Origin of the sequence: Cellvibrio sp. QJXJ (assembly GCF_024452345.1) — a bacterium.
Lineage (GTDB): Bacteria > Pseudomonadota > Gammaproteobacteria > Pseudomonadales > Cellvibrionaceae > Cellvibrio.
In genome coordinates this window covers 4,036,781-4,058,698 of the sequence record NZ_CP101662.1, presented here as the reverse complement: position 1 = coordinate 4,058,698, position 21,918 = coordinate 4,036,781, and the positions used below count along the sequence as shown (strand labels likewise).

The following is a 21,918-nucleotide window of genomic DNA, read 5'->3' as shown; positions in this document are numbered from 1 at the left end:
AAATGGATGTACCCAATGACAATCGCGCAACTCTCCATCGTTTTTTTCCTGCAAATGTTCGTCATTCTGGCAGTCTGTAGACTGGTGGGATGGATCGGACAAAAGTATCTTCACCAACCCCAAGTAGTGGGTGAAATGATTGCCGGGGTTATTCTGGGGCCATCACTGTTCGGCTTGTTAATGCCCGAGCTACAAAAAAGCCTGTTCCCGACAGAAATGAAGGGGGTACTCTACGTTGGCGCACAGCTGGGTGTAGGGATGTACATGTTTCTGGTTGGCCTGGGGTTTCGCGGCGACCATTTCAAAGCAAATCTCAAGAGCGCGGCAGCTGTGTCTATTTCCGGAAAGGCGGCGCCATTTCTGGTTGCGATTGCTATCACCCCCTGGCTCCTGACTGTGCCAGGCTTATTTTCCGAGAAGGCCACCCTGTTCAGTGCCACCTTGTTTATGGGCGCCTGCATTGCCATCACCGCCTTTCCCATGCTGGCGCGTATTATTCATGAACGCGGCCTGAGCCAAACCAAACTCGGCACACTCTCACTGTCTGCCGGCGCCATCGATGATGCCGGCGCTTGGTGCGTACTAGCTGTAGTGCTCGCAACCTTCGGCGCTGGCGCAGAACTGGCAGTAAAAACCATTATCGGCGGTATCGTTTTTGCCACCTTTATGATCCTGGTCGCACCTAAAATTCTTGCTCCGCTGGCGCGCGCGGCAGAGCAACAACAAACCCTCAGTCCGACCTTGTTTGCCTTGGTGATCATGTGTTTTATGTTGGCCGCCTTCACGGCCGATGCGATTGGTTTACACGCAGTCTTTGGCGGTTTCCTGTTGGGTGCCGTCATGCCACGCGGCAAACTCACTCAAGAGATCAAGCGCCAGCTGGAACCATTTGTGGTGATCATTCTGATTCCAATTTTCTTCACCTACTCAGGCTTAAATACGCAATTGACCATGGTTAACAACGTGGAGTTGCTGGCAATTGCCGCCGTGATCCTCATCGGCTCTATAGTCGCCAAAGGGGTTGCCTGCTGGGGCGCCGCCCGCCTGTGTGGTGCCGATAATCGCACCGCCATGGGCATTGGCGCCCTGATGAATGCGCGTGGCCTGATGGAACTGATCATTATCAATATCGGCTTACAAGCCGGGGTCATTGGCCCGGCGCTGTTCTCCATAATGGTACTCATGGCCATAGTGACCACCCTGATGGCATCACCATTATTTGAAATTGTTTATGGCAGACACGCACGCAAAACCGGAGAGCTTGGTGCTGTGGGCGCGGAAGAGGCCGATAACGAGCCCGCACCGCCCGCCAAGGTACAAATCGTTTAGCCCCTTGTTAGCCCCCTTTTACTTGAGCCCTTTAGCCCGAGCCATGCTCGGGCTTTTTTCTTGTGTTGGCACAACCAAAAATGTCGGTTTTCTTATCACATTAATAACGTAAACCCTGAAAACAAGAACTGCATCACAGCAAAATCAATAGTTTATAAACTATGGCACCAAAATTGCCATTACAGATCCAGCTCATTCACTCACACGGATCTTCACCATGCGTAAATTAGTTAATTTGCTTGGATGCTTAACTTTGCTCGGCGCCATCAGCCCCGTATTGGCCGCCCCCATCAGCATTGACCTCAATACTCCGGATTCACGCAATGGTGTGCTTAATAGCACCTATGCGATGCAGTACAACTACAGCGAGGCCGATTTGGAATTGTCGGTGACCGGTTGGTCCTATGGCACCACCCAAACCTGTAAAAAGTACCGCTATGGCAAGTGCCAGGAATACACCACCAGCGTTAACAAAGCGATCGAACAAAATCACGTCGGCAAGTGGGATGGCTTGGGCGTAGAAAAAACCGACTCACCTAACCACGCTGTTGACAATCAAGGTGGCGACTTTGACATGCACCTGCTGTCGTTTGATGAAATGGTCAAGCTGACCTCCGTTGATCTGGGCTGGTATCAAAACGATGCCGATATTTCGATTCTGGCATTCAATGGCGATAGCTTTAACAGCAGCTCGCTGTTGGGCCAAAAATGGGAAGACCTGCTTGGCCAGAATTGGTCAGTTGTCGGCAATTATTACAATGTCGATATCAATGGCAATTCGGGCGCCGTTAACTTTGCTGGTGTAGCCTCCCAGTACTGGCTGATTGGCGCCTACAACCCGGTATTTGGCGATACCTTTAGCGGCCCCAACAAAAACAAAACCACGGGTGACGATTTCTACAAACTCAAAGGCGTGACCGTTGAGCGTCCACCGGTTGAAGTACCGGAACCCAGCTCATTGTTACTGCTCGGCCTGAGCCTGATGGCACTGGCAGGTTTGCGCCGCCATCAACGCCACTAAAACGTTTGGTAGTAGCACGCAAAAGGGCGCCCTCGGCGCCCTTTTTTATTGCCTATAAATCTCAATCGCTTATGATGGCGTCCGCCCCAAACAACAAAAACGCTGAAAACAATAACAAGCTCAAACACAACAAGAACAATCTCTTCGCGAGGTACATCCACGATGCACAACAAGTTACTGCTATCCCTTGCCTTTACCTGCTCATTACTGTTAGCCAGCCTCAGTGCTCAGGCACAACAATTTAATGTGCTGCTGTTTACCAAAACCAATGGCTTTCACCATGAATCCATCAACGAAGGTGTGACCGCCATGCGCGCCATGGCCAAGCGTCATGACTTTGCGTTGGATTGGCACGAAGACGCCAGCATTTTCAGCGATGAAAAACTGCAAAAATATCAGGCCGTGATTTTCCTGCTCACCACCGGCGACATACTCAACGATGAGCAACAAGCGGCGATGGAACGTTTTATTCGTTCCGGCAAAGGTTTTGTGGGTGTGCACAGCGCCTCCGACACCGAATACGACTGGGATTGGTACACCAAAATGGTAGGCCGCACCTTTCATATTCACCCCGCCAATCAAAGCGCAGACCTACAAGTACTGGATCGCAAATTCCCCGGTCTGGATCGCATGCCGGATCGTTTGTTGTGGACAGATGAATGGTATGAGTTTGGTGCGGAGCGTATTAACGGTTTGAATTACATACTTGCTGTTGATGAAAAAACCTACGACCCCAGCGCCCAGTGGGGCGAGAAAAAAACCGCTGGCATGGGCAAGTTCCACCCCATCGCCTGGTACCACAATTACGATGGCGGCCGCGCGTTTTACACCGCCCTCGGTCACCTGCCAGCCACCTACAGCGACACGCTATTTCTTGAACATGTTTACGGCGGTGTTTTCTGGGCGGCAACCGGTAAAGGTTTGCGCAAAAAATAACTCCAACGCACAACACTAACTCTAAAAAAAATACACTATGAAACTTTTCCTAAAAACCTACGCACGTTTTATTTACCCAGTGGCGATTCTGATTATCTCACTGGGTATTTATTTTCCTTTCTACGGCAGTCCCCAAGCGATGTTTTGGGATGAAAACTACCATGTTGCCTCCGCCCAGAAACATATCGATGGCGTGATGTACATGGAGCCCCACCCTCCGCTCGGCAAAATGCTGATGGCAGTGGGTGAGGTGATGTTTGGTGGCAACGGCGAGGTCGATAAACAAAAGTTGTTGGAGACGGATTATTTAACCGGCGACAACGCGCCACCCACCATGACCTACAAAGGCTTTCGTTGGCCGTCGGTGATGATGATGGCGCTCGGCGTGGTATTTTTTTACGGGATTATTAATGCGATAACCCAACGCGCATGGCTGGCTGCCGCGTTTACCAGTTTGGTGATTTTTGACAACGCCCTGGTTATTCACTCGCGTGCTGCCATGCTCGAAGGTATTCAACTCTTTTTTATTCTCGGTGCGCTCTATTATTTTGTTCGTGTCGCCACCGATTTTATTCATCACCAAAAAGCCATTTTATTAAAACACTATGCACTGCTCGGGGTATGGATAGGCTTAGCCGTCGCGGTCAAAGTGAATGCATTTATTTTGCTGCTATTGTTTGTCATGCTGTTTGGTGTGGATCAAAGGAGCGCGATTAAACAATGGCAGTGGCGCGCGCTGTTCACCCGCTTAGCCACCACAGTTCCAGCCGGCGTGCTGCCGGTTGCTGCGGTATTTTTCGCGGTGTTTTATGTGCACATCGGCATGGGCACGCAAATCGTGAAAGACCGCACCTACAAAGCCTCACCTGAATATCTCACCCAAATTCGTTCCGGCAATACCTGGTCGCCCTCCACCTTTATGCTGGGCATGCGCGACAACTGGAAATACATGTCTGAATACGCCGACGGTGTTCCGCGTTTGGATGTGTGCAAACCCGATGAAAACGGCAGCTACGCCATGGGCTGGCCGGTTAGCAAAAAAACCATTAGCTATCGCTGGGATAAAAACACTATCGACGGCAAAGTCGTGGTGAAATACAAATACCTGATTGGCAACCCCATTGTGTGGTTCTCGGTACTGGGCGGGATTATTTTGTCGGTAGGTTTAATTATCGGCCGCTATGTTTATAACAACCCCATCAAAGACGAAAAATTATTTTATTGGATCTGCGCTTTCACCGCGCTCTACCTCAGCTACATGATTGCGATTTTGCAAATCGAACGCGTGATGTATTTGTATCACTATCTCGTGCCGCTACTGTTTGGCGCCGTCAATCTCGCACTGGTATTTAATTATATTTACCGCGACGAAGTGCTCGCCAACAACAAACACACCATTATCAACGCCAGCTTATTTGCGCTATTGGTAATCGCCGTATTTGCCTTCTTCTCCCCCTTCACCTATGGCTTTGGCCTGACGGAAGATCAATTTGAAATGCGCAACTGGTTCAGCTTCTGGAAACTGCAGGTGGTGAGATAATTATGGCCATTCAATCGCTTCTCAACAAAAACGTGCTGTTACACAAAAACACTATTTTTTCCGCGCTGCTCGCGCTGGTAACCATTTTAATTCTGGTGCGTATCACACCGGTAACAGTCGATCCGGTGGTGAAACTGGTTATCAGTAAAAACCGCGTAAGCATTGGCAATATCTATCAAGCCCGCGACATTGAAGTCACCCGCGAGGTAATGGTAGACCGCTTAAACCTAGAAGAAAAAAGCCGTTTCCGTCACCCCAAACTGGGCAACGTCGCCACCTATACCGATGACTTTTTTGTGGATGTAAACCACACCATCACCGTTAAACAAGCAGACACCTATCGCTTTTTAATGGGCAGCGACGACGGCTTTTCCTTGCGTATTGATGGCAAATTAATTTGCGAACACTTAAAAGACCGCCCCTACAGCGTGCAAGTTTGTATGACCCATTTAAGTGAAGGCCAACACCAAGTCGCCATCAGCTACTTCCAAGGCTTCGGCAACTCCGGCTTCACCGTTCAATACGCCCGCGGCGATGAAAAACCCAACTGGTTTGGGGATGATTCTAAAAGCGTGAAATTTTGATCGCAGTTCTACCACTGCCATAAAAAACGCCCGCAACTGCGGGCGTTATTCATTTAGCGATTATTAAAAATGGTTAAGGGATGTGATTGCGGGGCAGCTTGAATATCGTAAATGTGACCGTAGGTTGTGGTGAGTTTACGAACCACAACTGAATGGAAGGGCAACAATGTCTCCAAAGCGGCTGTTGATGCAATATAAAGATAACTTCGGCCAGCGTCGTTTATCACTTATCGTGTGGCGATAAAAAAGCAATTCAAAGCAGATGCCTATCTACTATTGAATTGATATTTCTCAATAGTAATTTTAATAATCACGGCTTTGGCCGTTTAATACGTTGTTAGAAAATAAAAGCGAGAAAACATGATCCATCAGCATTTAAAAGAGTTCAATCGTGCAGAGAGAGAAATAGCAGCCTTAAAATATTCCCTAATGGCATTATTTTTAATTCTAGTTTATAGGGCTTTATCTCTTATAACAGAAGAACGCCACTCAGAACTTTGGGCATTATTAACGCCGAGCATTACATGTTTTTCCGTATTAATTGGTTGTAGCATAGCCAACCGTATAATAGCCAACAACAACATTATCGATGCCCGCGAGCAACGCATTAACCTTGTTCGTACAACACACTATTTAATAGCTGTCACTAAAGATCTTCGTCAAAAAGTTCGCCACATTAAATCAATTATTGACGGCAAAATCCCGGCAATTGCCTTTTCGGAAATTTCAAAAACAATACAAAAAAGGTATGAAGTATTCTATGAGCCAAATATATATGAATTTTTACCAGAAAAATGTATAGACATTGTTTCCAGCATTTCGGGACAAATTTACGGAATAAGCGTATTGTCCGCAGGAGTAGAATCCGGCCTTTCTGAAAACTCATTAACCCATTTAAAAAACAATAACCCCAATGAAGACCATCCAACAATTAAAAGCCTTTCTGAATTGGATAAAGATTTGGAAACATTAATTAATGAAATATACAACCTGCGCCTCTCTGTAGACGGTACAACTAAATAAAATTTCTAACAAAGCAATCAAACACGATTTATCGCGGCGTTATAAAAGAAAAGGAGCACCATGAGTCAACTTTCTGATTTAGATGAAAACATTAAAAATTTAGTAGGAAAAATAGATCGGTATTTTAAATGGACGGCTGATTCAGCTTGGAAAAGGATGTTTACTTTAATAGCTTTTGGTGGATTAATCCTTTTTGCACAAGCTATTTATTTGAACCATTTAATAACCGAAATGGATAAAGACTCTATTCAATATGCAGAGGAAAATAGACTATTAGAGAGTGAAATAAGGTATGGCCTTGCGATAGATTGGCTAGATACTTGTCTAAAAAATGCATCATTAAAGTCTGAGAATTCTATTTGGTATTGTCAATATGCAATAGAGCATTATAGAAATACTACAGAAACCAATAATGAACACAAAGAAAAATTAATAAAAAATATAGCCTATGAAGCAATGCTAATCGATTTAAAAAACAACAAGAGGCGTATCGAGGCAGATAGATTGCGCTTGAAATACAAAAGCCCCGAGTATGAGTTATTAACACTATTAGTGAGCAAAACTGTAAGCACCTTATTTATTGCTTTATGCATCCTTTCCATTTTAGGTCTTTCATTTGCAATGTATAAATATAGGAAAAAGCATCAGCGCGACGCATAAGAAGCGTCTTTGGTAAAATATTTGCGAAATGCCGGGAATACTTAAGGAGCGAGAAACGATTCGATTTAAAACTCCTGAATTTCGCTAGGCTTCATGCAGGCTACGAATTTAATAACTTAATTTTTTGGGCATTGCTGCCCAATCTACCATAGCTATCACCCAATGGTGATAGCTATTAAAAACTCCTTCCTACGGCAACAAATCAATTTCACGCTGCGCTTCGTTGGCAACATGCAATTGCGATTTCCCTTTGCGCATTCTCCGCTCCCCCAGCAACAACACAATCGGCGCAGCAATTAAAATGGATGAGCTGGTGCCGATGACTATGCCGAATAACATGGGCAGTGAAAAACTGGATACGGCGCTTCCGCCTGCAATTGCCATGGGCAGTAATGCCAGGAAAGTTGTGACCGAGGTAAAGGTGGTGCGCGTGAGTGTTGAGGTGATGCTTTCATTAAGCAGCTGCACTAAAGGCTTGTCGGGTGTGAGGCGCAGGTTTTCGCGGATGCGATCAAACACCACGACTTTATCATTCACCGAATAACCAATTAACGCGAGCAGTGCGGCGACAGCGGTGAGGTTAAATTCCACGCCTGCCAGCGCAAAAAAGCCGATGGTTTTGGTTAGATCGAGTGCAAGTGTGAGAGTAGCAGCCATCGCAAAATGCGATTCAAAACGAACCCATAAATAACCCAACATGCCCAGGCCTGCCAAAATAATCGCAAGGATAGTCGCATCGCCAAAATCGCCACTGACGCGTGGCCCAACCATTTCTACGCGTGGAAATTCTGCATCCGGTGCTATGGCAGTCACGGCACTTTTTACCGCTTGTACGCTGCTGCCATTCGCCACATCCTCTGCGGATTGCATGGGCAAGCGCAGCAGGTAATGACCATCGCTACCAAATTCCTGAATGGCTATCTGCGCGTATTCGCCTTGCTGCAAACCATTGCGCAACGCACTCACATTGGTATCCGGCGCGCTCACTTCTATGACAGTTCCGCCACTAAAATCGATGCCGTAATGCAAGCCGGGGCTAAAAAATAAAAACACCGATGCCAACGATAAAACGGCAGACGCCATCAAACCAAAAAAACGGGCGCGTAAAAACGGAATAGTTTTTTCACTGATACTATCCAACCATTTTATGCCGGAAATAATTAATGGTTGTTTACCCAATTTGCTCACGCGCCATTCCATAACTAAACGCGTAAACGAAATCGCGGTAAACATGGAGATTAATAAACCCACCGCCATAGTGACCGCAAACCCGCGCACTGGGCCGCTGCCGAATAAAAACAATAAACTAATAGCAATCAGCGAGGTGACATTGGAATCCAGAATGGTGCTGTAGGCGCGCTGGAAACCGGCACGCAAGGCCTGCAGCGCATTTTCGCCGCGCCGCGTTTCTTCACGGATACGTTCATTAATTAAAATATTCGCATCCACCGCCATGCCCACACTTAAAATAAAACCGGCGATACCCGGCAGCGTAAGCGTCGCACCGAGCAGGCTCAACACACCAAAACTCAAACCAATATTAATCGCGAGACCAACACAGGCAATAAAACCCCAACGGCCATAAATGCCTACCATAAACGCGAGCACCAACAGCGCGCCGACAATACCGGTGCTGATGCCCATGGAGATTGCATCGCTTCCCAAATCCGGCCCCACGGTTCGCTCTTCAATTACCTTGAGCGGTGCGGGCAATGCACCCGCGCGCAACAACAACGCCAAATCATTGGCTGATGCACTGGTAAACGATCCGCTAATTTCGCCGCTACCACCGGTAATTGCACTGCGAATAACCGGCGCTGTCACCACTGTGTCATCCAATACAATCGCGAGCGAGCGCCCCACATTGCGCTGGGTCATATCGCCAAAACGGCGTGCACCGTCTTTATCCAATTTAAAATTGACGACAGGTTCGCCGGTGTCCGGATTAAACGCCAAGCGCGCATCGCTGATGTGCTTTCCTTCCAATGCGATGCGCTCCTCCAATTGATAGCGCTCACCCGCCTCGCCCTTAACCGAGATAATTTTGGTGTGCAGTGACGATTGGGAATTGGCGGCCCAATGGAATGTCATGCGCGCGGTGGTGCCCAACAACTCGCGAATATGTTGTGGGTCACTCACCCCGGGTAGCTGCACTAAAATGCTGTCACTACCCTGCCGCGTAATCATCGGTTCCACCATGCCGGTTTCATCCAGCCGGCGGCGTACCACCTCCAAACTTTGCTCGACCGCATCGCGCACTATTTGCTCATGCAGCGTCGGGTTTTTATCGCGCACCAATTCGCTGGTGTCCACTTCCAACAACAAATGCGAGCCGCCGCGCAAATCCAGCCCCAACGTTAATTGGTTTTGCGCATACCAATCGGGCAATTTTTGTAATGCAGATTCGGGTAATACGTTAGGCAGGGCACTGAGCAGCCCAAATAAAATAATCAGGCCATAAATAACAGCCCGCGAAAAAAGGGTTTTCATCGCTAATACTCCACATTGCGTACGCAGGAGGTGTACACAAAAAAATAATTAAAATGTTCTTTTGACGGAGTGATTAAACGAGCGGTGGTGCGCGGGGAACATTGAGTGACTGTAATTGCAGCCAAGATATAGCGGGTGCAATTTCAGCAAGAAGGGATTGCCTGACAAAGTCGGAAGCTGGAGCCAAGCGAAATTCACTCGCCAGCAATAGCCAGAGCGGCTCGGGGGATTCAAGTGTGTTGGGTTGACTTTTAGTACGGGAGAAAAATCGTTTAAGCGAAAATGAATGCTCGCTATTGGCATGTAGCGGTGCATCTATCGCCGTCGCTATACCATTTTGCTCAGCTGCACCCCAGGGGGTAGCTTGTGTACCCGTGTATAGCGCCGCCAGCCATAACAAACCAACCAGCAAAACACTGCGCCACGCCACAGCCTTCCAGACAGGGACAGGAGACAAAGCTTGATAATGAGAGGAAGGCGTGTGCATAGCGGCGACCGCGACAAGGATTGTTGAATGGTGGGGTGCGGAGGTGAGTTATTCAAGCGCAGTGGACATAAAATTCGCGCAAAACCGTTCGGACGCCGCGCACAATAAGCTACAAAAAAAGAATAATTTTCATTTGACCTTCACTTGCAACTTGATTAGGGTGGCCGCGCAGTTTGGCACTGCAATACACATTTCCAGGTTCACTATCAGCCTAATTAGGGAGTTTTACTGTGAAAAAATCATTGGTTGTTATGGGTTTAATCGGTCTGTTGGCGGCACAGGCACAAGCGGCAGATTTGTTTGGTTCGCTTAAAAAAGCCTCTGAATCTGTGGATCAGGCGCAGGCAAAAGTCGCAGAGACCCAAGCCAAAGTTGAAGATACCAGCACAGCAGCGAGCAACGTTTCCACTACGCCGGAGCAATCCGCCGTGGCCTTAGTGAAATCCAAACTGGGCAATGACGCGACCAAAGCAAAAGTTCAGGCTACGCTGGGCGCTCCCGTCACCACCAGTGGTGAAGCAGACGCAGAAGTATGGTTTTACAACGTAAGTTCCGTAAATGCCACTGCTGCACAAGCAGCGCAAGTTGCTGCAGCACTCGGCGTAAATGCCGCTGCAAATAGCAATAAACAAGTGGCCGTACATTTTGCAGGCGATAAAGTCAGCAATGTAGCGATTGCAGAAGCGGTAGCAGCGGAATAAGTTCTACCAATATTCCGTTTAAAAAACGCGCGCTTTGCTGTTATTTTTTAACAGCTAAGCGCGCGTTTTTTATTGCCCAAGTATTGAGAAAAATAAGCCGTTAACGATTCTTCGCCTCAATCCACTGCGCCATATATTGGGTGCTTTTGTGGTGATGATGGCGCAGCATTTGGCCGATAAAATTGCGCTGCCGCTCAGCGGCGATGTTTTCTTCCAGAGAAAGTAAACGCTGCTGTAATTCGATGGCGTAATCGCAGCGGTAAAAATAGTCGCGCAGAATATTAAAGCCCTGCTGCTGTTTTTCTTGCCAGAGCGAGGGCTGCTGGTAAAGATCCAGCGCCGCTTGCGCAAATACTTCTGCATCATCGGCAATCACACCGCACCAATCAAAACCACCACTCATGGATTCACAGCCAATACGGGTGGTTACACTGGGTGTGCCGCAATGCATAGCATCCATCAGTTTGCCCTTAATGCCCGCGCCAAAACGTAAAGGGGCAAGACAAACACGCGCGTTTTGCATTACCGCCTGGGCATCGTCCGCCCAACCTTTAATATGAAAACCTTCTTTGGCATTGTGCAATTGCGTCGCTTTTGGTGGCGGGTAGGCGCCGTAAATATGCAGCTCCGGTGCAACCAAATTTGCATGTGCAAACTGAGCACGAATTAGCGGCCAGAGTTGATGTTTTAACCAGAGCACTGAATCCCAATTGGGTTCGTGGCGAAAATTGCCGATGGTGATGAAATGTCGTCGCGCGGAAAAGTCCGGCAGGGTTTTATTTTCAAGGGCGGGTTGCGATAAAAATGGGCAATAAAATAATAACGGCGCAGGAACTGAAAAATACTGCTGCAGCAATTCCATTTCCACTTCCGAAATCATAAGCGATAAATCGCAGCGGAAAATTGCAGCGACTTCGCGCTGTACCATATCGCTGCTGCACATTTGCGTATAAAGCTCTGCTGCTGTCGCGCTCACCGGTGGCACTGATTGCCGCTCTTTTTCTGTTGCTACGCCATCGTTTCCCTGTGCTTTTTGGGCCGCTTTTAACAACTGCTGGCGCGCATGGCGCAGGCTGTGAAAATCTTCCGTATCCAGAATGCGTAGCGCCTGCGGGCACTGCTGTTCCACTCGCCAACCAAACTGTTCCTCGGTAAAAAAGCGATCAAACAACACAGCGTCCGGTTGCAACGCACACACAAATTCATCAAAGCTGCTGCAATTCAGTGCGATAGTTTTTTCTGCCACACCCAGCGAATTTAAATCAAACCGGTGTTCGGATAAGGCCGCCACTGAGGCAAAGGTTACTTCACACTGCATTGCCAAAAATAATTGCACCAACTCCAACATGCGGCTACCCGCCGCCGAGGAATTGGGTTCTGGCCACACATAGCCAAGCACCAGAATTTTTTTCATATCACTCTACTTAATACCCTACTTAGTACCCTGCTTAGCGCACATGGGCTGCACGTAAATAACTCACCACACCATTTCCGGCGGCGCGTCCGCTGGCAAAACAGCCGGTCAGCAAATAGCCGCCAGTGGGTGCATCCCAATCCAACATTTCACCGGCGCAAAATACACCGGGGATTTTTTTGAGCATGTAGGAGGCATCCAACTCTTTGGCAGCCACACCACCGGCACTGCTGATAGCCTCATCAATCGGGCGCGTGGCGGTTAAGGTGACGGAAAGTTTTTTTATCGCCATCGCTAACAGCGCGGGATTTTCGAACGTCTGTTTGCTGGTAAGTTCACGCAGCAATGCCAGTTTGACAGGTGAGAGATTAAATTGTTTGCGCAAAAAATTACTGAGGGAATTTTTCTCGCGCGGCTTATTGAGTTTTTGCACAATTTTTTCTGGCGAAAAATCGGGCAACAAATCGATATTCAACAGTGCAGAACCATTCTCTGCCAAGTTTTCACGCAGATATTTTGACAGCGCATAAATACCCGTGCCTTCAATACCGTAAGCGCTAATGATGGCTTCCGACAAAATCTGGCGCGGCATGCCCTGCGCATCCACACAACTCAACCCCACTCCCTGTAAAGGTGCACCCGCATGTTGGTTGATGAGAAACTCACTCCAGATCACATCAAACCCGCAATTACTCGGCACCAACTCATTCACTTGCACGCTGCGTTCACGCAGCAAGGGCACCCAGGCACCGTTGGAACCCAAACGCTGCCAACTGGCGCCGCCGAGGGCGAGCACTAGCGCATCTGCATTAATCGTTTTAGTGATGGCATTGCCATTTTCCTGCGCGGAAAAATTTAAATCGCCCTGCTCACTCCAACCCAACCAGCGATGGCGCGGATAAATTTTTACCCCCAACTCACGCAAGCGATGCAACCAGGCGCGCAATAACGGCGCGGCTTTCATATCGGTTGGAAAAACACGGCCTGAAGTGCCGACAAAAGTATCCACACCCAAACCATGCACCCACTGGCGCAAGGCATCCGCATCGAATTGTTTGAGGGAATTGATGAACTGGGCACTGGCCGAATAGCGCGCGCGAAAATCCTCTGCCGGTTCCGCATGGGTGATATTCATTCCACCCACACCCGCCAATAAAAATTTCCGCCCAACCGATGGCATAGCGTCGTAAACCGATACCGCATGGCCCGCCGACGCAATCACTTCCGCCGCCATTAAACCCGCTGGGCCGCCGCCAATAATCGCGACGGATTTAGTGGGGGGAATATCAAAAATATCGAATTGTTTCAAAATAAAAACGCCGATGAGAAATTAAATCCACATCGGCGTTTTAATGTTTGGAAAAGTTTTTTACTTCACAAGGAGCAGCGCAATGGAGTCCGGAGTTTGCTCGGAGACCGTGGTCCGCAAGGACGCGGGCGACGAGCCCCCAGGGAAGGGTTCACGGCGAGTCTCCGAGTGAACTCCGGACTTCATTGCGCGGGGAGTAAAAACACTAATCCGAAACATGAGCCTCAAACGGCGATGCAGGCAGACCAGCGCTATTATACAGATTTGCCCCCTCAGGGTTGTCAGCCCAAGCGTATCGCACCCATTTAGGTTCCGGCACCGCATTCGCTGACACTACCAGCTTATCTTTTTTCACTTGCACCTTAGCCCACACAAATTGTTTATCCGCCCCGGCAATTGCCATGTGTTTTACATCGCCACCACCGAGCACGCGCAAGCCTTTTCCCGTATCACTAAAGGACAATTCCACCGTGTTGCCCTTACGCTCTACTTTTTGCAAGGTCGGGCCAGAAGCCAATAAACGCTTTTTACCATAGGCCAGTTTCAATGCCCCCAACGCCAAACGATCACCCACCGACTGCTTATTCAGCGGGTGAATATCGTTCCACTCACCCACATCAATCGCTACGGCCATGGCGGTATTTTTTAGCGCGAGTGTTTGGCGCTGCGCTTCGCGCAGTTCTGCCCAGCCACTTTCACCCGGCTCAGGTTTGGCGGGTAAAAAATTCGCCAATTGCGCATAAATAAACGGGATATCGCCCTGTTTGAATTGCGCGCGCCAATCCACAATTAAATCGCTGAATAAATTTTTATATTCCGCCGCACGCGCCACGTTGGATTCACCTTGATACCAAATCACCCCTTTAATTTGCAGCGGCAGCGCAGGCGCCAGCTTGGCATTAAACAGTGAAGATGGAATGTAGTGCAGCGTAGTGGTTGGTTGCATAGCGGGCGCATTGGCAGCGATTTGATATTTCCATTCGCCCGCCAAAGGAATCGATTCCATGGTCGGCAGGGCTTCATCCAATACCAATTCATAGCGCTTGTCCTTCACAAAACCGGCGTTACCCGTGTAGCTGGTAATACGAATAGCGATAGTATTTTTGCCCGCTTTTAATACCCCCGCTGGCAACGAATAAATACGTGGTGGATATTGATAACCGGTTTGCCCTACCGCCTGACCGTTCACAAATACCTGGTCGCCATCCACAATCGCACCCAGCCACAAAGTCCCCGCTTTTGCCGCCTGTGGTGGGCTGAGCACCAACTCTTTGCGCACCCACACGCTGCCGTTGGTGAAATCGCGGCCCTGCTCTTTGAAAAAGCCAGGTACTTGCAGGTTGTTCCAACTGCTTGCATCCAGCTCTGCCTGCGACCAATTATTTTGCAGACCAATATCGGCCGCCGTTAAATCGCCATACCACTTGTCGTTATTGGCTTTGTCTTTGGCGATGGTCGTTTGTACATGCGCATCGTCTTTGAACGGTGTTAATTGTTCTAAATAGTGAGGATATTTTTTTAACGCCGCTTCACTCATCCACGCCTCAGCGGGTGAGCCACCCACGGGTAAAGTCACCACAGCGATAGGTACACGGGTAACACGGTGCAATTGCTTGGCAAAGAAAAACCCTACCGCTGAAAAACCCGGCAGATTTTCCGGCGTAGCGGTCTTCCATTCACCCTGGGTGTAATCCGCCAGCGGCCCCTTGAACGCGTAGGCAACGGGCACATTAAATTCGCGCACCTGCGATAAGCGGGTTGCTTCAATCACACCAGGGTACTGGTATTTCACCCGACGCAAAGGCAATTCCATATTCGACTGCCCCGCCGCGATCCACACATCGCCCAGCAAAATATCCTTGCGTGTAAGGGTGTTTTTGCCAGTCACGGTTAACTCATAAGGGCCGCCAGCTTTGCGCGCCGGAAAGGTCACCTGCCACTTGCCCGCCTGCGCGGTAGTGCTTTGCTCCTTACCCGCAAAGCTCACCGTCACCTGCTCGCCCTCATGCGCCCAGCCCCAAATGGTGATGGGTTTATCGCGCTGCAGAATCGCCCCATCGCTTAACAAGCGCGGCAGGGTGACATCGGCATAAGCCGGGGAAAACGCCGCCAATGACACAGACAACAGCAGCAGGAATCGCACAGGGAAACGAAGAATATTATTCATAATCAGCACTTTTATGGTTATGGTCAAAAAGAAAATTACATGCTCACTTACTTGTATACCAGATAAACCTTAAAACGTCAGCCCACTAAACCGGATTTAACATAGCTTGACCCTACGTACGACAAGGCGTACGCTTTTTCAATCCATCTACCGGGAGCAACAAAATGTCCAGTTTCACCGTGAGCGAAGCCCGCGCCAACCTTTATCGCTTAATTGATGACGCCGCCGAAAACCACAGCCCCGTGCTGATTACCGGCAAACGCAACAACGCTATTTTAGTCTCGGAAGAGGACTGGGCCGCAATTCAGGAAACACTGCACCTACTCTCCATTCCCGGTATGCGCGAATCTATTCGCGCCGGAATGGAAGCACCGCTGGATGACTTTAGCAAGGAGCTGGATTGGTGAGTTGGGAAATTGTATTTAGCAAACACGCGCAAAAAGATGCCCAAAAACTAGCAGCGGCAGGTTTAAAAGAAAAAGCGCAAAACCTGTTGGAAATAGTGCGCACCAATCCCTATCAAAACCCACCGCCCTACGAAAAATTGGTAGGCGACCTGAGTGGCGCCTACTCGCGGCGCATTAACATCCAGCACCGCTTGGTCTATCAAACCCTTGATGAAATCCGCACGGTAAAAGTGCTAAGGATGTGGACGCATTATGAGTAAAACGAACCCGCTCCACTCGATAGCCATACTGCCATAGGTTTTAAAGAGCGCCGCTGAAGCGGTGATTGAGGAACAATAAATTTATGATTGATTTATCTATTACAAAAGATCCTGAATGGATCAAAAAGCGAGAAGAATTATGGAAGCCAATTAGTAAAATGTTGAGTGAAGACCTTAGAAAAAAGGATCTTGATAAGGTACACCATTATTTTATGACGGGCACTCTTCTTCCCGGAGAAGCAATGAGTGATGGAGCAAAATTTTCCTGGTTTCCAATACAAGCACCGGATGCATGGGACTATCTATTTCAGTATGTAATTAAAGATCCCAAGGAATTTCAACATAGATTTTACTTTTCATTTGAAGATATTTCACATCGCGCCTTGAATCCGGATGAAGAGCTGGCAATGTGGGATTATTTTGCAGGTGAAAAATTTAAACCTGTTGTGACTTCCAAGGTGCCTTTGGGTGAAACAAAAGAATTTGTTAGCTTGGAGATTGATAAGCGTAACGTTAATTCAAAGTTTGGGCTTTTTTTTAAAAACTGGGCTGGTGGTTTTGTTGTCAGCAATGAGCCCAAGCATATCCATCGAATACATTATTGGCTTGATATGCTTGAAACCGTAGCCAATGAAGTCTTCGTTGAAAAGGGAAGTGATGGTGATCCTTCGTCGAAATTAGGTTTTTCTATTTCTCTCGCGTTTCAACGTGTTTGTAGACCTGAGTATGCTACCCAAGCGCCATTGAGCGAAGAATCGATTTCTATAAGAAAGCGATTTTTTGCGGAGCTAAGAGGCAAGTTAGACAACTTAGAAATGCCACCTGAAATGAAAGCAACATGGGAAAATACAAAATCGAAAGGAATAATTGAGTAATGGAAATCTACGTCGATATCAAATTCACCAGCCCCGGACAAGATTTAGAATTCTGGGCGCAACTTGCCGAAGGATTATGCAACCACAAACGCGGAGCATGGCTAGAAAGCCAATTTGATCGATTTGGTAAGGGGGCCTCATCACTTATTTCCGACATTATGGATGAATGCGATAAAAGCAATGCGGGTAGTGAAGCATTAATTTTTGAAAGTTGGGAGCGAGACGGTAATCAATTTGAAACCTGTGTGAATGGTGGTTGGATTATTTTTGATTTGCTTCCAAAAATTCGGCAACTGCTTGAGCTTTGTGGTGTTCAGGATTTGTATATCGACGATCCTGAAGACAATGAATGTTAACTTTTTGAGGTAATACCGGGGAATTGTTGAAACACAAGCAACCATCACCCTGATGGGTGATGGCTCAACCAAGTTGCAGTTGCTATCGCACCACTCACTCCTCCGGTAATTCCCGCGCGCCAATCAGCGCGGTGTAATTTTCGCGATAATCTTCCATGTGCTCTTTTAAAAATTCGCGGTAGCGGCCGGTTAGGTAGTTGGTGGTGCCTTCTACGTCTTCGGCAAATTCGTTTTTATCGAGTGAGCTTTGGGCGACGACAAAGGCGTTGAAACGCGCGGTGGCGTTGATGAGTGCGGCGCTGACGATACCGGGGTCGGCGTTGTCGCAGGCGGTGTTGGCTTGGTCGATGAATTTCTCCACCAGCTCCCAAAAAATATCGTCGTCAGTTTTTGTGCTCATTGTGCTGTCTCACCCGTTAAAAATTACCGCCTATTCTACGGCAGCTGCTTTCAAAATGCCTCTGGCAATCCGCGCCAGAGGCAACTGCGATTATTTCAGTGGTGCAAACGGTTGGTTTTTATAATTGGCACCGCGCGCCTGAATCACCACGTTGTGCCCCTGCTTACCCAGCACCAGTTGTTGGTAGATTTTTATCAAATCCGCCTTGGTTACCTGTTGCAGGGCGGCAACCACCCGCTCTTTGCGATCAAAGCTGAACTTGCCCTCTTTAAAATCCTGCAAATGTTGGGTTGCCTCGGCGCGATAGTCGTTGGGTTTTTGCATGATTTGCGCGATTTCCGCTGCTTTTAATTGCTCCAATTGCGCCGGTTCCAATGCTTGCAGTGTGGCGAGATAATCCTTGCGGAATTTATCCATGCGCGCTTTTAAATCCACCAAACTGGTATTGGTGGTTTGCACGTACAAACCAAACAGCGGGTAGTCATTCAGCGCGGAACCAGTACTGCCCACCACATAACCCAACTGCTCGTTAGTGCGCAGCTGGGTGAAAATGTCGGTGCTGAACAAACCGTTAAGCAGCATCAACTGCGCTTGCTGGGTGAGATTTTTTTGCGTGCCCAGGTAAATATCTACCAGTGCGTTATCGGTTGGATCTATATCCAGATTATCGCTTATCAAACCACCGGTTTTGGGGGTAATGCTCTGCGCAAAATAACGCTGTGCCGGTGCTTTGTTGCTACCCAATGTGTGCGCAGCTGCCGTGGCGAGCGCAGTGATGCTGCCATCGGTAAAGTTACCGGCGGCATAGACGCGCAACAAGTGATTCGCGAGCACGGCTTTATGGTGTGCTTGCACCTGTGCGAGGGTGATTTTTTCGGCAGCGGCGATAACCTCTGCATCATCCCAATTGCCTTTGGCGCGGGTTAACAAACCGAAGCGATTAAACGCCTGGCGAATCGGGATTTCTTTTTTGTTGTTGGCGATGGTTTTTACAAACCGGTCTTTGGCTTTAGCCAGATCTTCATCGCTCACAGTTAGCGCCACATAATCCTGCAGCAGAGTTTGCACCAAGCCCGCTTGTTTTTCGGTGTAGCCATAAATACTAAACGCCTGGCCTTTTTCCGCCGTTAAATCCAAACCGATGGAAATGCCCGCACGCCCGGCGCGATCCACCAGCGAGGTCTGGTGCATTTTATAAATGTCGGCCAATAAATTGGCAGCGACGAGTTGTTCAATCCCGTTGTAGGCAAAATCGATATTCAGGTTTAACTCCACAAAACCTTTATCTTCCTGAAAATGTTGCGTGTGCACCAACCACGCCTCTACGCCTTGCTGCTCAACCAGTTTTTGCGGTTTGCTATGGGTTGCTGCCACAATCGGTGCAGGCTTGTCGGTAAACAAATCATTTTCCGGCGGCAATTGAAATTGCATTTTTTTGCCGCTGTTGGCCCAGGCTTTTAATTCCGCCGCGCTGAATTTTTTCACCGCATAACTACCTTCATAGTAGGGCACTGGCTGATCCGTCACTTCATTATTGCTCACATGCCAAATACGCGCGCGCGCCGGGGTCAATTGTTTGAGAACGGTTTTAATCGCCTTGGCATCAAAGCGCTCGTACACAAAATCGGAATTGAGCAGGTTCGCAACCGGGTAATCGAATTGCTTGTAGGAAAGTTCAGTCGCCTGCTGCAACGGTTGTTGTTTTTCCGCATTGGCAAAATCTTTTTCCCACATGGCTTTGATTTCACGGTAGTAGCGTTCATCCACACCTTTCGCTTTCATCAATTCAATGTAGGCAAAAATGGAGCTGATGATGTGATCTTTATTGCGCAAGCCTTTTTCGGTGAGATCCGCATACACCGAAAAAGTCCCGTCCATGCCGTATTCATCGGCCGACACACTTGCACTCACCGAATTCGCCAAACCCTCGCGGCGCAATTGTTCACCGAGTGTGCCCGGCTCTTCCGAGGAAATAAGGTAGTGCAAATAGCCATTGGGTTTCACTGGCCACAAATCGCTGTTATCGGCGATGGGAAACTCAATAAATAATTGTTTGAGATCCTTCAGGGTTTTTACGTGAATATGTTGCCCTTCTTGCGCGCGGGTTAAACCCGGCACTTTCACTTGTGGGCGTTCGATATTTTTATTGGGAATCGATGAAAAATGTTTTTCCGCGAGTGCTTTTAATTCCGCCTGCGATTGATTGCCCACAATAGTGAGCTTCATATTGTTGGCAGAGTAATAACGGTTGTAAAACGCGCGCAGCTCGTCTTGCAAGAGTGAGCCGGGTTTGTCCGACAGGGTTTCCAAATTGCCGGTGGTGAAACGGTGTGCGGGGTGCGCAGGATTAGAGGTGAGACCGCTGATGCGATACATAATCCAGTTGTCGTTAGTACGCCCCATGGACCATTCACTATTGACCGCGTTGCGCTCTTTATCGCTGTATTGCGGGTCAAACGTAGGCGCACGGAAATAATCGCTAAAAAAATCCAGCGCCTTGTCCAACTGATCGGCCTTTAACTGGAAAAAATAATTGGTATGGTCGCGCGCGGTGTAGGCATTCCATACACCCGCGTTGCCATCCACAAATTTTTGAAAACTGTTGGGTTCGGGGTATTTTTCGGTGCCGAGAAATAACATGTGCTCAAGGTAGTGCGACAGGCCCAGTTGTGAATCCGGGTCCTGATAACTGCCCACCCCCACCGCCAGCGATACTGCCGCCACTTCGCTGGCCGGGTCAGTTACCAATACAGCCTGCAAACCATTGGCGAGCATGACTGCTGAATACTGGCGATCGTCATTGGGGCTTTTTATGATGGCGGTATTTTCAACAGACTGTGCCTGCGCAGGAACTTGCCCCGCCGACGAGCCAGTGGACTCGCAGCCCACCAACGACACAGTACCCAGCAGCAATAAACAGGCTGCCACCGCAGAATAGCGCTTTAACATAGCGTAGATCCCTTTAGAGTTAGAATTAAACCTGTCAGTAAACCCTTGTACTACTGCACGTGGATTACAAAATACCGCCACAGCCTAGCAGAATTTACCCCGCCTCGCGGGCACCGGTTTATGACGCCAGCACTATCAATTAGTTTCCCCCCTCATCGGCCACCGATACCAGACTGATAAAGTGCCGCTCACTCTGCATGGTGGCACCTTCGCTTTCATCCTTCACTTCGCGCCGACGGGTGATCAAGCGATCACCGACTTGCTGGTATTCCATCTGCACCGCATTTTTGAATTTGAAACCAATCACGATAAATACCCGCCCGGTGCCCGACTCTTGCAGCTCACTCGCCAGCGGCACCCCCTGTTCATCAATCCACAGCAGCAGGCGGTTGCGGTATTTTTTGACGTACTTGCGGTAGCGTTTGTCGATTTTCTCTTTGGGCAGACTAAAGCGTAACAAGCGCGCGGGTTTGCCTTCGTAGCTGCTGACGGCCTCATCCAAAAAACGGTAGCGCGCCAACATCAACTCCAACTGATCCACCGGGTATACCAGCTCGCGCCACTCCCAATAATCAAACTGGCCAATAGCATTGAGCGCGGAGTTTTTTACATCCTCATCAATTGTTTTAGCCATCTCCTCATCGCGCAGCTGGGCGATCAGCGCCGGGGCGTAGGCCATGCGCAACCCCGCAGCGGAATCCTCCAACCGCAGTTGTAATAAACCCTCGCGCTCCTGCAGGTCTTTGTCCTCGCCACTGCGGCCAAACAATTTGAATTGCACATCCAGCGCGATGGGTTCACTGCGGCGCAATTGCTGCAGGCTGCGGCGTAAATCAACCAGCCCCGGCGACTCGGCCTGTGCAGCCGATTGCGCCACTGCAAGCGGCACAGGGCTGAGCAACAGGTTCATCGCCAGTAAAATCCAGAGGGGTTTGAGGGTCATTAATTGTCTCCGTCAATAGCGTCAGGGGTTAGGCATTTGAGGCAGCGGCGAATAGCAGCGGATGCTG

20 protein-coding genes are annotated in these 21,918 nt (G+C 48.7%); 12 read left to right on the top strand and 8 right to left on the bottom strand.

Annotated elements, in window-relative coordinates; translation table 11 throughout:
• Positions 1-15: 15 nt before the first annotated feature.
• The 7 genes from NNX04_RS17560 (at position 16) to NNX04_RS17530 (ending at position 7,093) form a co-directional block, all read left to right on the top strand.
• Positions 16-1,329: a cation:proton antiporter gene (locus tag NNX04_RS17560; RefSeq protein WP_261946637.1), complete on the top strand. Its 1,314-nt coding sequence runs from the start codon at positions 16-18 to the stop codon at positions 1,327-1,329.
• 217 nt (positions 1,330-1,546) lie between these two features.
• The gene (xdp1, locus tag NNX04_RS17555; protein ID WP_261946636.1) at positions 1,547-2,350 is read left to right on the top strand and encodes an exosortase-dependent surface protein XDP1; all 804 of its coding nucleotides are present in this window, start codon (positions 1,547-1,549) and stop codon (positions 2,348-2,350) included.
• Positions 2,351-2,512: 162 nt separating this feature from the next.
• Complete coding sequence (locus tag NNX04_RS17550; protein WP_261946635.1) at positions 2,513-3,286, top strand: ThuA domain-containing protein; 774 nt, start codon at positions 2,513-2,515, stop codon at positions 3,284-3,286.
• Between the two features lie 37 nt (positions 3,287-3,323).
• Positions 3,324-4,826: a phospholipid carrier-dependent glycosyltransferase gene (locus NNX04_RS17545; protein WP_261946634.1), complete on the top strand. Its 1,503-nt coding sequence runs from the start codon at positions 3,324-3,326 to the stop codon at positions 4,824-4,826.
• A gap of 2 nt (positions 4,827-4,828) precedes the next feature.
• Positions 4,829-5,410 carry a hypothetical protein gene (locus NNX04_RS17540; RefSeq protein WP_007645126.1) on the top strand — a complete coding sequence of 194 codons (582 nt, stop codon included), beginning with the start codon at positions 4,829-4,831 and terminating at the stop codon, positions 5,408-5,410.
• A 360-nt stretch (positions 5,411-5,770) separates the two neighbouring features.
• Positions 5,771-6,433: a hypothetical protein gene (locus NNX04_RS17535; protein WP_261946633.1), complete on the top strand. Its 663-nt coding sequence runs from the start codon at positions 5,771-5,773 to the stop codon at positions 6,431-6,433.
• Between the two features lie 60 nt (positions 6,434-6,493).
• Positions 6,494-7,093, top strand: a complete 600-nt coding sequence (locus NNX04_RS17530) for a hypothetical protein (RefSeq protein WP_261946632.1) — start codon at positions 6,494-6,496, stop codon at positions 7,091-7,093.
• A 189-nt stretch (positions 7,094-7,282) separates the two neighbouring features.
• On the opposite strand, the gene secD is transcribed toward NNX04_RS17530, so the two are convergent.
• Positions 7,283-9,583, bottom strand: coding sequence for a protein translocase subunit SecD (gene secD / locus NNX04_RS17525; protein WP_261946631.1), 2,301 nt, complete (start codon positions 9,581-9,583; stop codon positions 7,283-7,285).
• Between the two features lie 73 nt (positions 9,584-9,656).
• Complete coding sequence (locus NNX04_RS17520) at positions 9,657-10,070, bottom strand: hypothetical protein (RefSeq protein WP_261946630.1); 414 nt, start codon at positions 10,068-10,070, stop codon at positions 9,657-9,659.
• A gap of 230 nt (positions 10,071-10,300) precedes the next feature.
• Here NNX04_RS17520 and bamE point away from each other — a divergent pair, with 230 nt between their 5' ends.
• Positions 10,301-10,771, top strand: a complete 471-nt coding sequence (gene bamE, locus NNX04_RS17515) for an outer membrane protein assembly factor BamE domain-containing protein (RefSeq protein WP_261946629.1) — start codon at positions 10,301-10,303, stop codon at positions 10,769-10,771.
• Between the two features lie 100 nt (positions 10,772-10,871).
• Here bamE and NNX04_RS17510 read toward each other — a convergent pair whose 3' ends face one another.
• From NNX04_RS17510 to NNX04_RS17500, 3 genes are all read right to left on the bottom strand, one after another.
• Positions 10,872-12,185 carry a glycosyltransferase gene (locus NNX04_RS17510; RefSeq protein ID WP_261946628.1) on the bottom strand — a complete coding sequence of 438 codons (1,314 nt, stop codon included), beginning with the start codon at positions 12,183-12,185 and terminating at the stop codon, positions 10,872-10,874.
• A 34-nt stretch (positions 12,186-12,219) separates the two neighbouring features.
• The gene (locus NNX04_RS17505) at positions 12,220-13,494 is read right to left on the bottom strand and encodes a TIGR03862 family flavoprotein (protein ID WP_261946627.1); all 1,275 of its coding nucleotides are present in this window, start codon (positions 13,492-13,494) and stop codon (positions 12,220-12,222) included.
• A gap of 205 nt (positions 13,495-13,699) precedes the next feature.
• Positions 13,700-15,661: a sialate O-acetylesterase gene (locus tag NNX04_RS17500; protein WP_261946626.1), complete on the bottom strand. Its 1,962-nt coding sequence runs from the start codon at positions 15,659-15,661 to the stop codon at positions 13,700-13,702.
• A gap of 164 nt (positions 15,662-15,825) precedes the next feature.
• Here NNX04_RS17500 and NNX04_RS17495 point away from each other — a divergent pair, with 164 nt between their 5' ends.
• From NNX04_RS17495 to NNX04_RS17480, 4 genes are all read left to right on the top strand, one after another.
• Positions 15,826-16,068 (top strand): type II toxin-antitoxin system Phd/YefM family antitoxin, encoded by a 243-nt coding sequence (locus NNX04_RS17495; protein WP_261946625.1) that lies wholly within the window; start codon positions 15,826-15,828, stop codon positions 16,066-16,068.
• Positions 16,065-16,328: a Txe/YoeB family addiction module toxin gene (locus NNX04_RS17490; RefSeq protein ID WP_261946624.1), complete on the top strand. Its 264-nt coding sequence runs from the start codon at positions 16,065-16,067 to the stop codon at positions 16,326-16,328. Before NNX04_RS17495 ends, NNX04_RS17490 begins: the two co-directional genes overlap by 4 nt.
• Before the next feature lie 83 nt (positions 16,329-16,411).
• Positions 16,412-17,203: a hypothetical protein gene (locus NNX04_RS17485; protein ID WP_261946623.1), complete on the top strand. Its 792-nt coding sequence runs from the start codon at positions 16,412-16,414 to the stop codon at positions 17,201-17,203.
• Positions 17,203-17,559, top strand: coding sequence for a hypothetical protein (locus tag NNX04_RS17480; RefSeq protein ID WP_261946622.1), 357 nt, complete (start codon positions 17,203-17,205; stop codon positions 17,557-17,559). The genes NNX04_RS17485 and NNX04_RS17480 overlap by 1 nt, the downstream gene beginning before the upstream one ends.
• Positions 17,560-17,653: 94 nt before the next feature.
• Here the strand turns inward: NNX04_RS17480 and NNX04_RS17475 are convergent, their stop codons facing one another.
• The 3 genes from NNX04_RS17475 to NNX04_RS17465 all read right to left on the bottom strand — a co-directional run bounded on the left by NNX04_RS17475 (position 17,654) and on the right by NNX04_RS17465 (position 21,851).
• Entirely contained in the window at positions 17,654-17,959 is a 306-nt protein-coding gene (locus NNX04_RS17475; RefSeq protein WP_261946621.1) for a DUF3144 domain-containing protein, read from the bottom strand.
• A 90-nt stretch (positions 17,960-18,049) separates the two neighbouring features.
• Positions 18,050-20,908 (bottom strand): insulinase family protein, encoded by a 2,859-nt coding sequence (locus NNX04_RS17470; RefSeq protein ID WP_261946620.1) that lies wholly within the window; start codon positions 20,906-20,908, stop codon positions 18,050-18,052.
• Positions 20,909-21,047: 139 nt separating this feature from the next.
• A complete protein-coding gene (locus tag NNX04_RS17465; RefSeq protein WP_261946619.1) occupies positions 21,048-21,851 on the bottom strand; it encodes a hypothetical protein in 804 nt (267 codons plus the stop codon).
• Between the last annotated feature and the right edge of the window lie 67 nt (positions 21,852-21,918).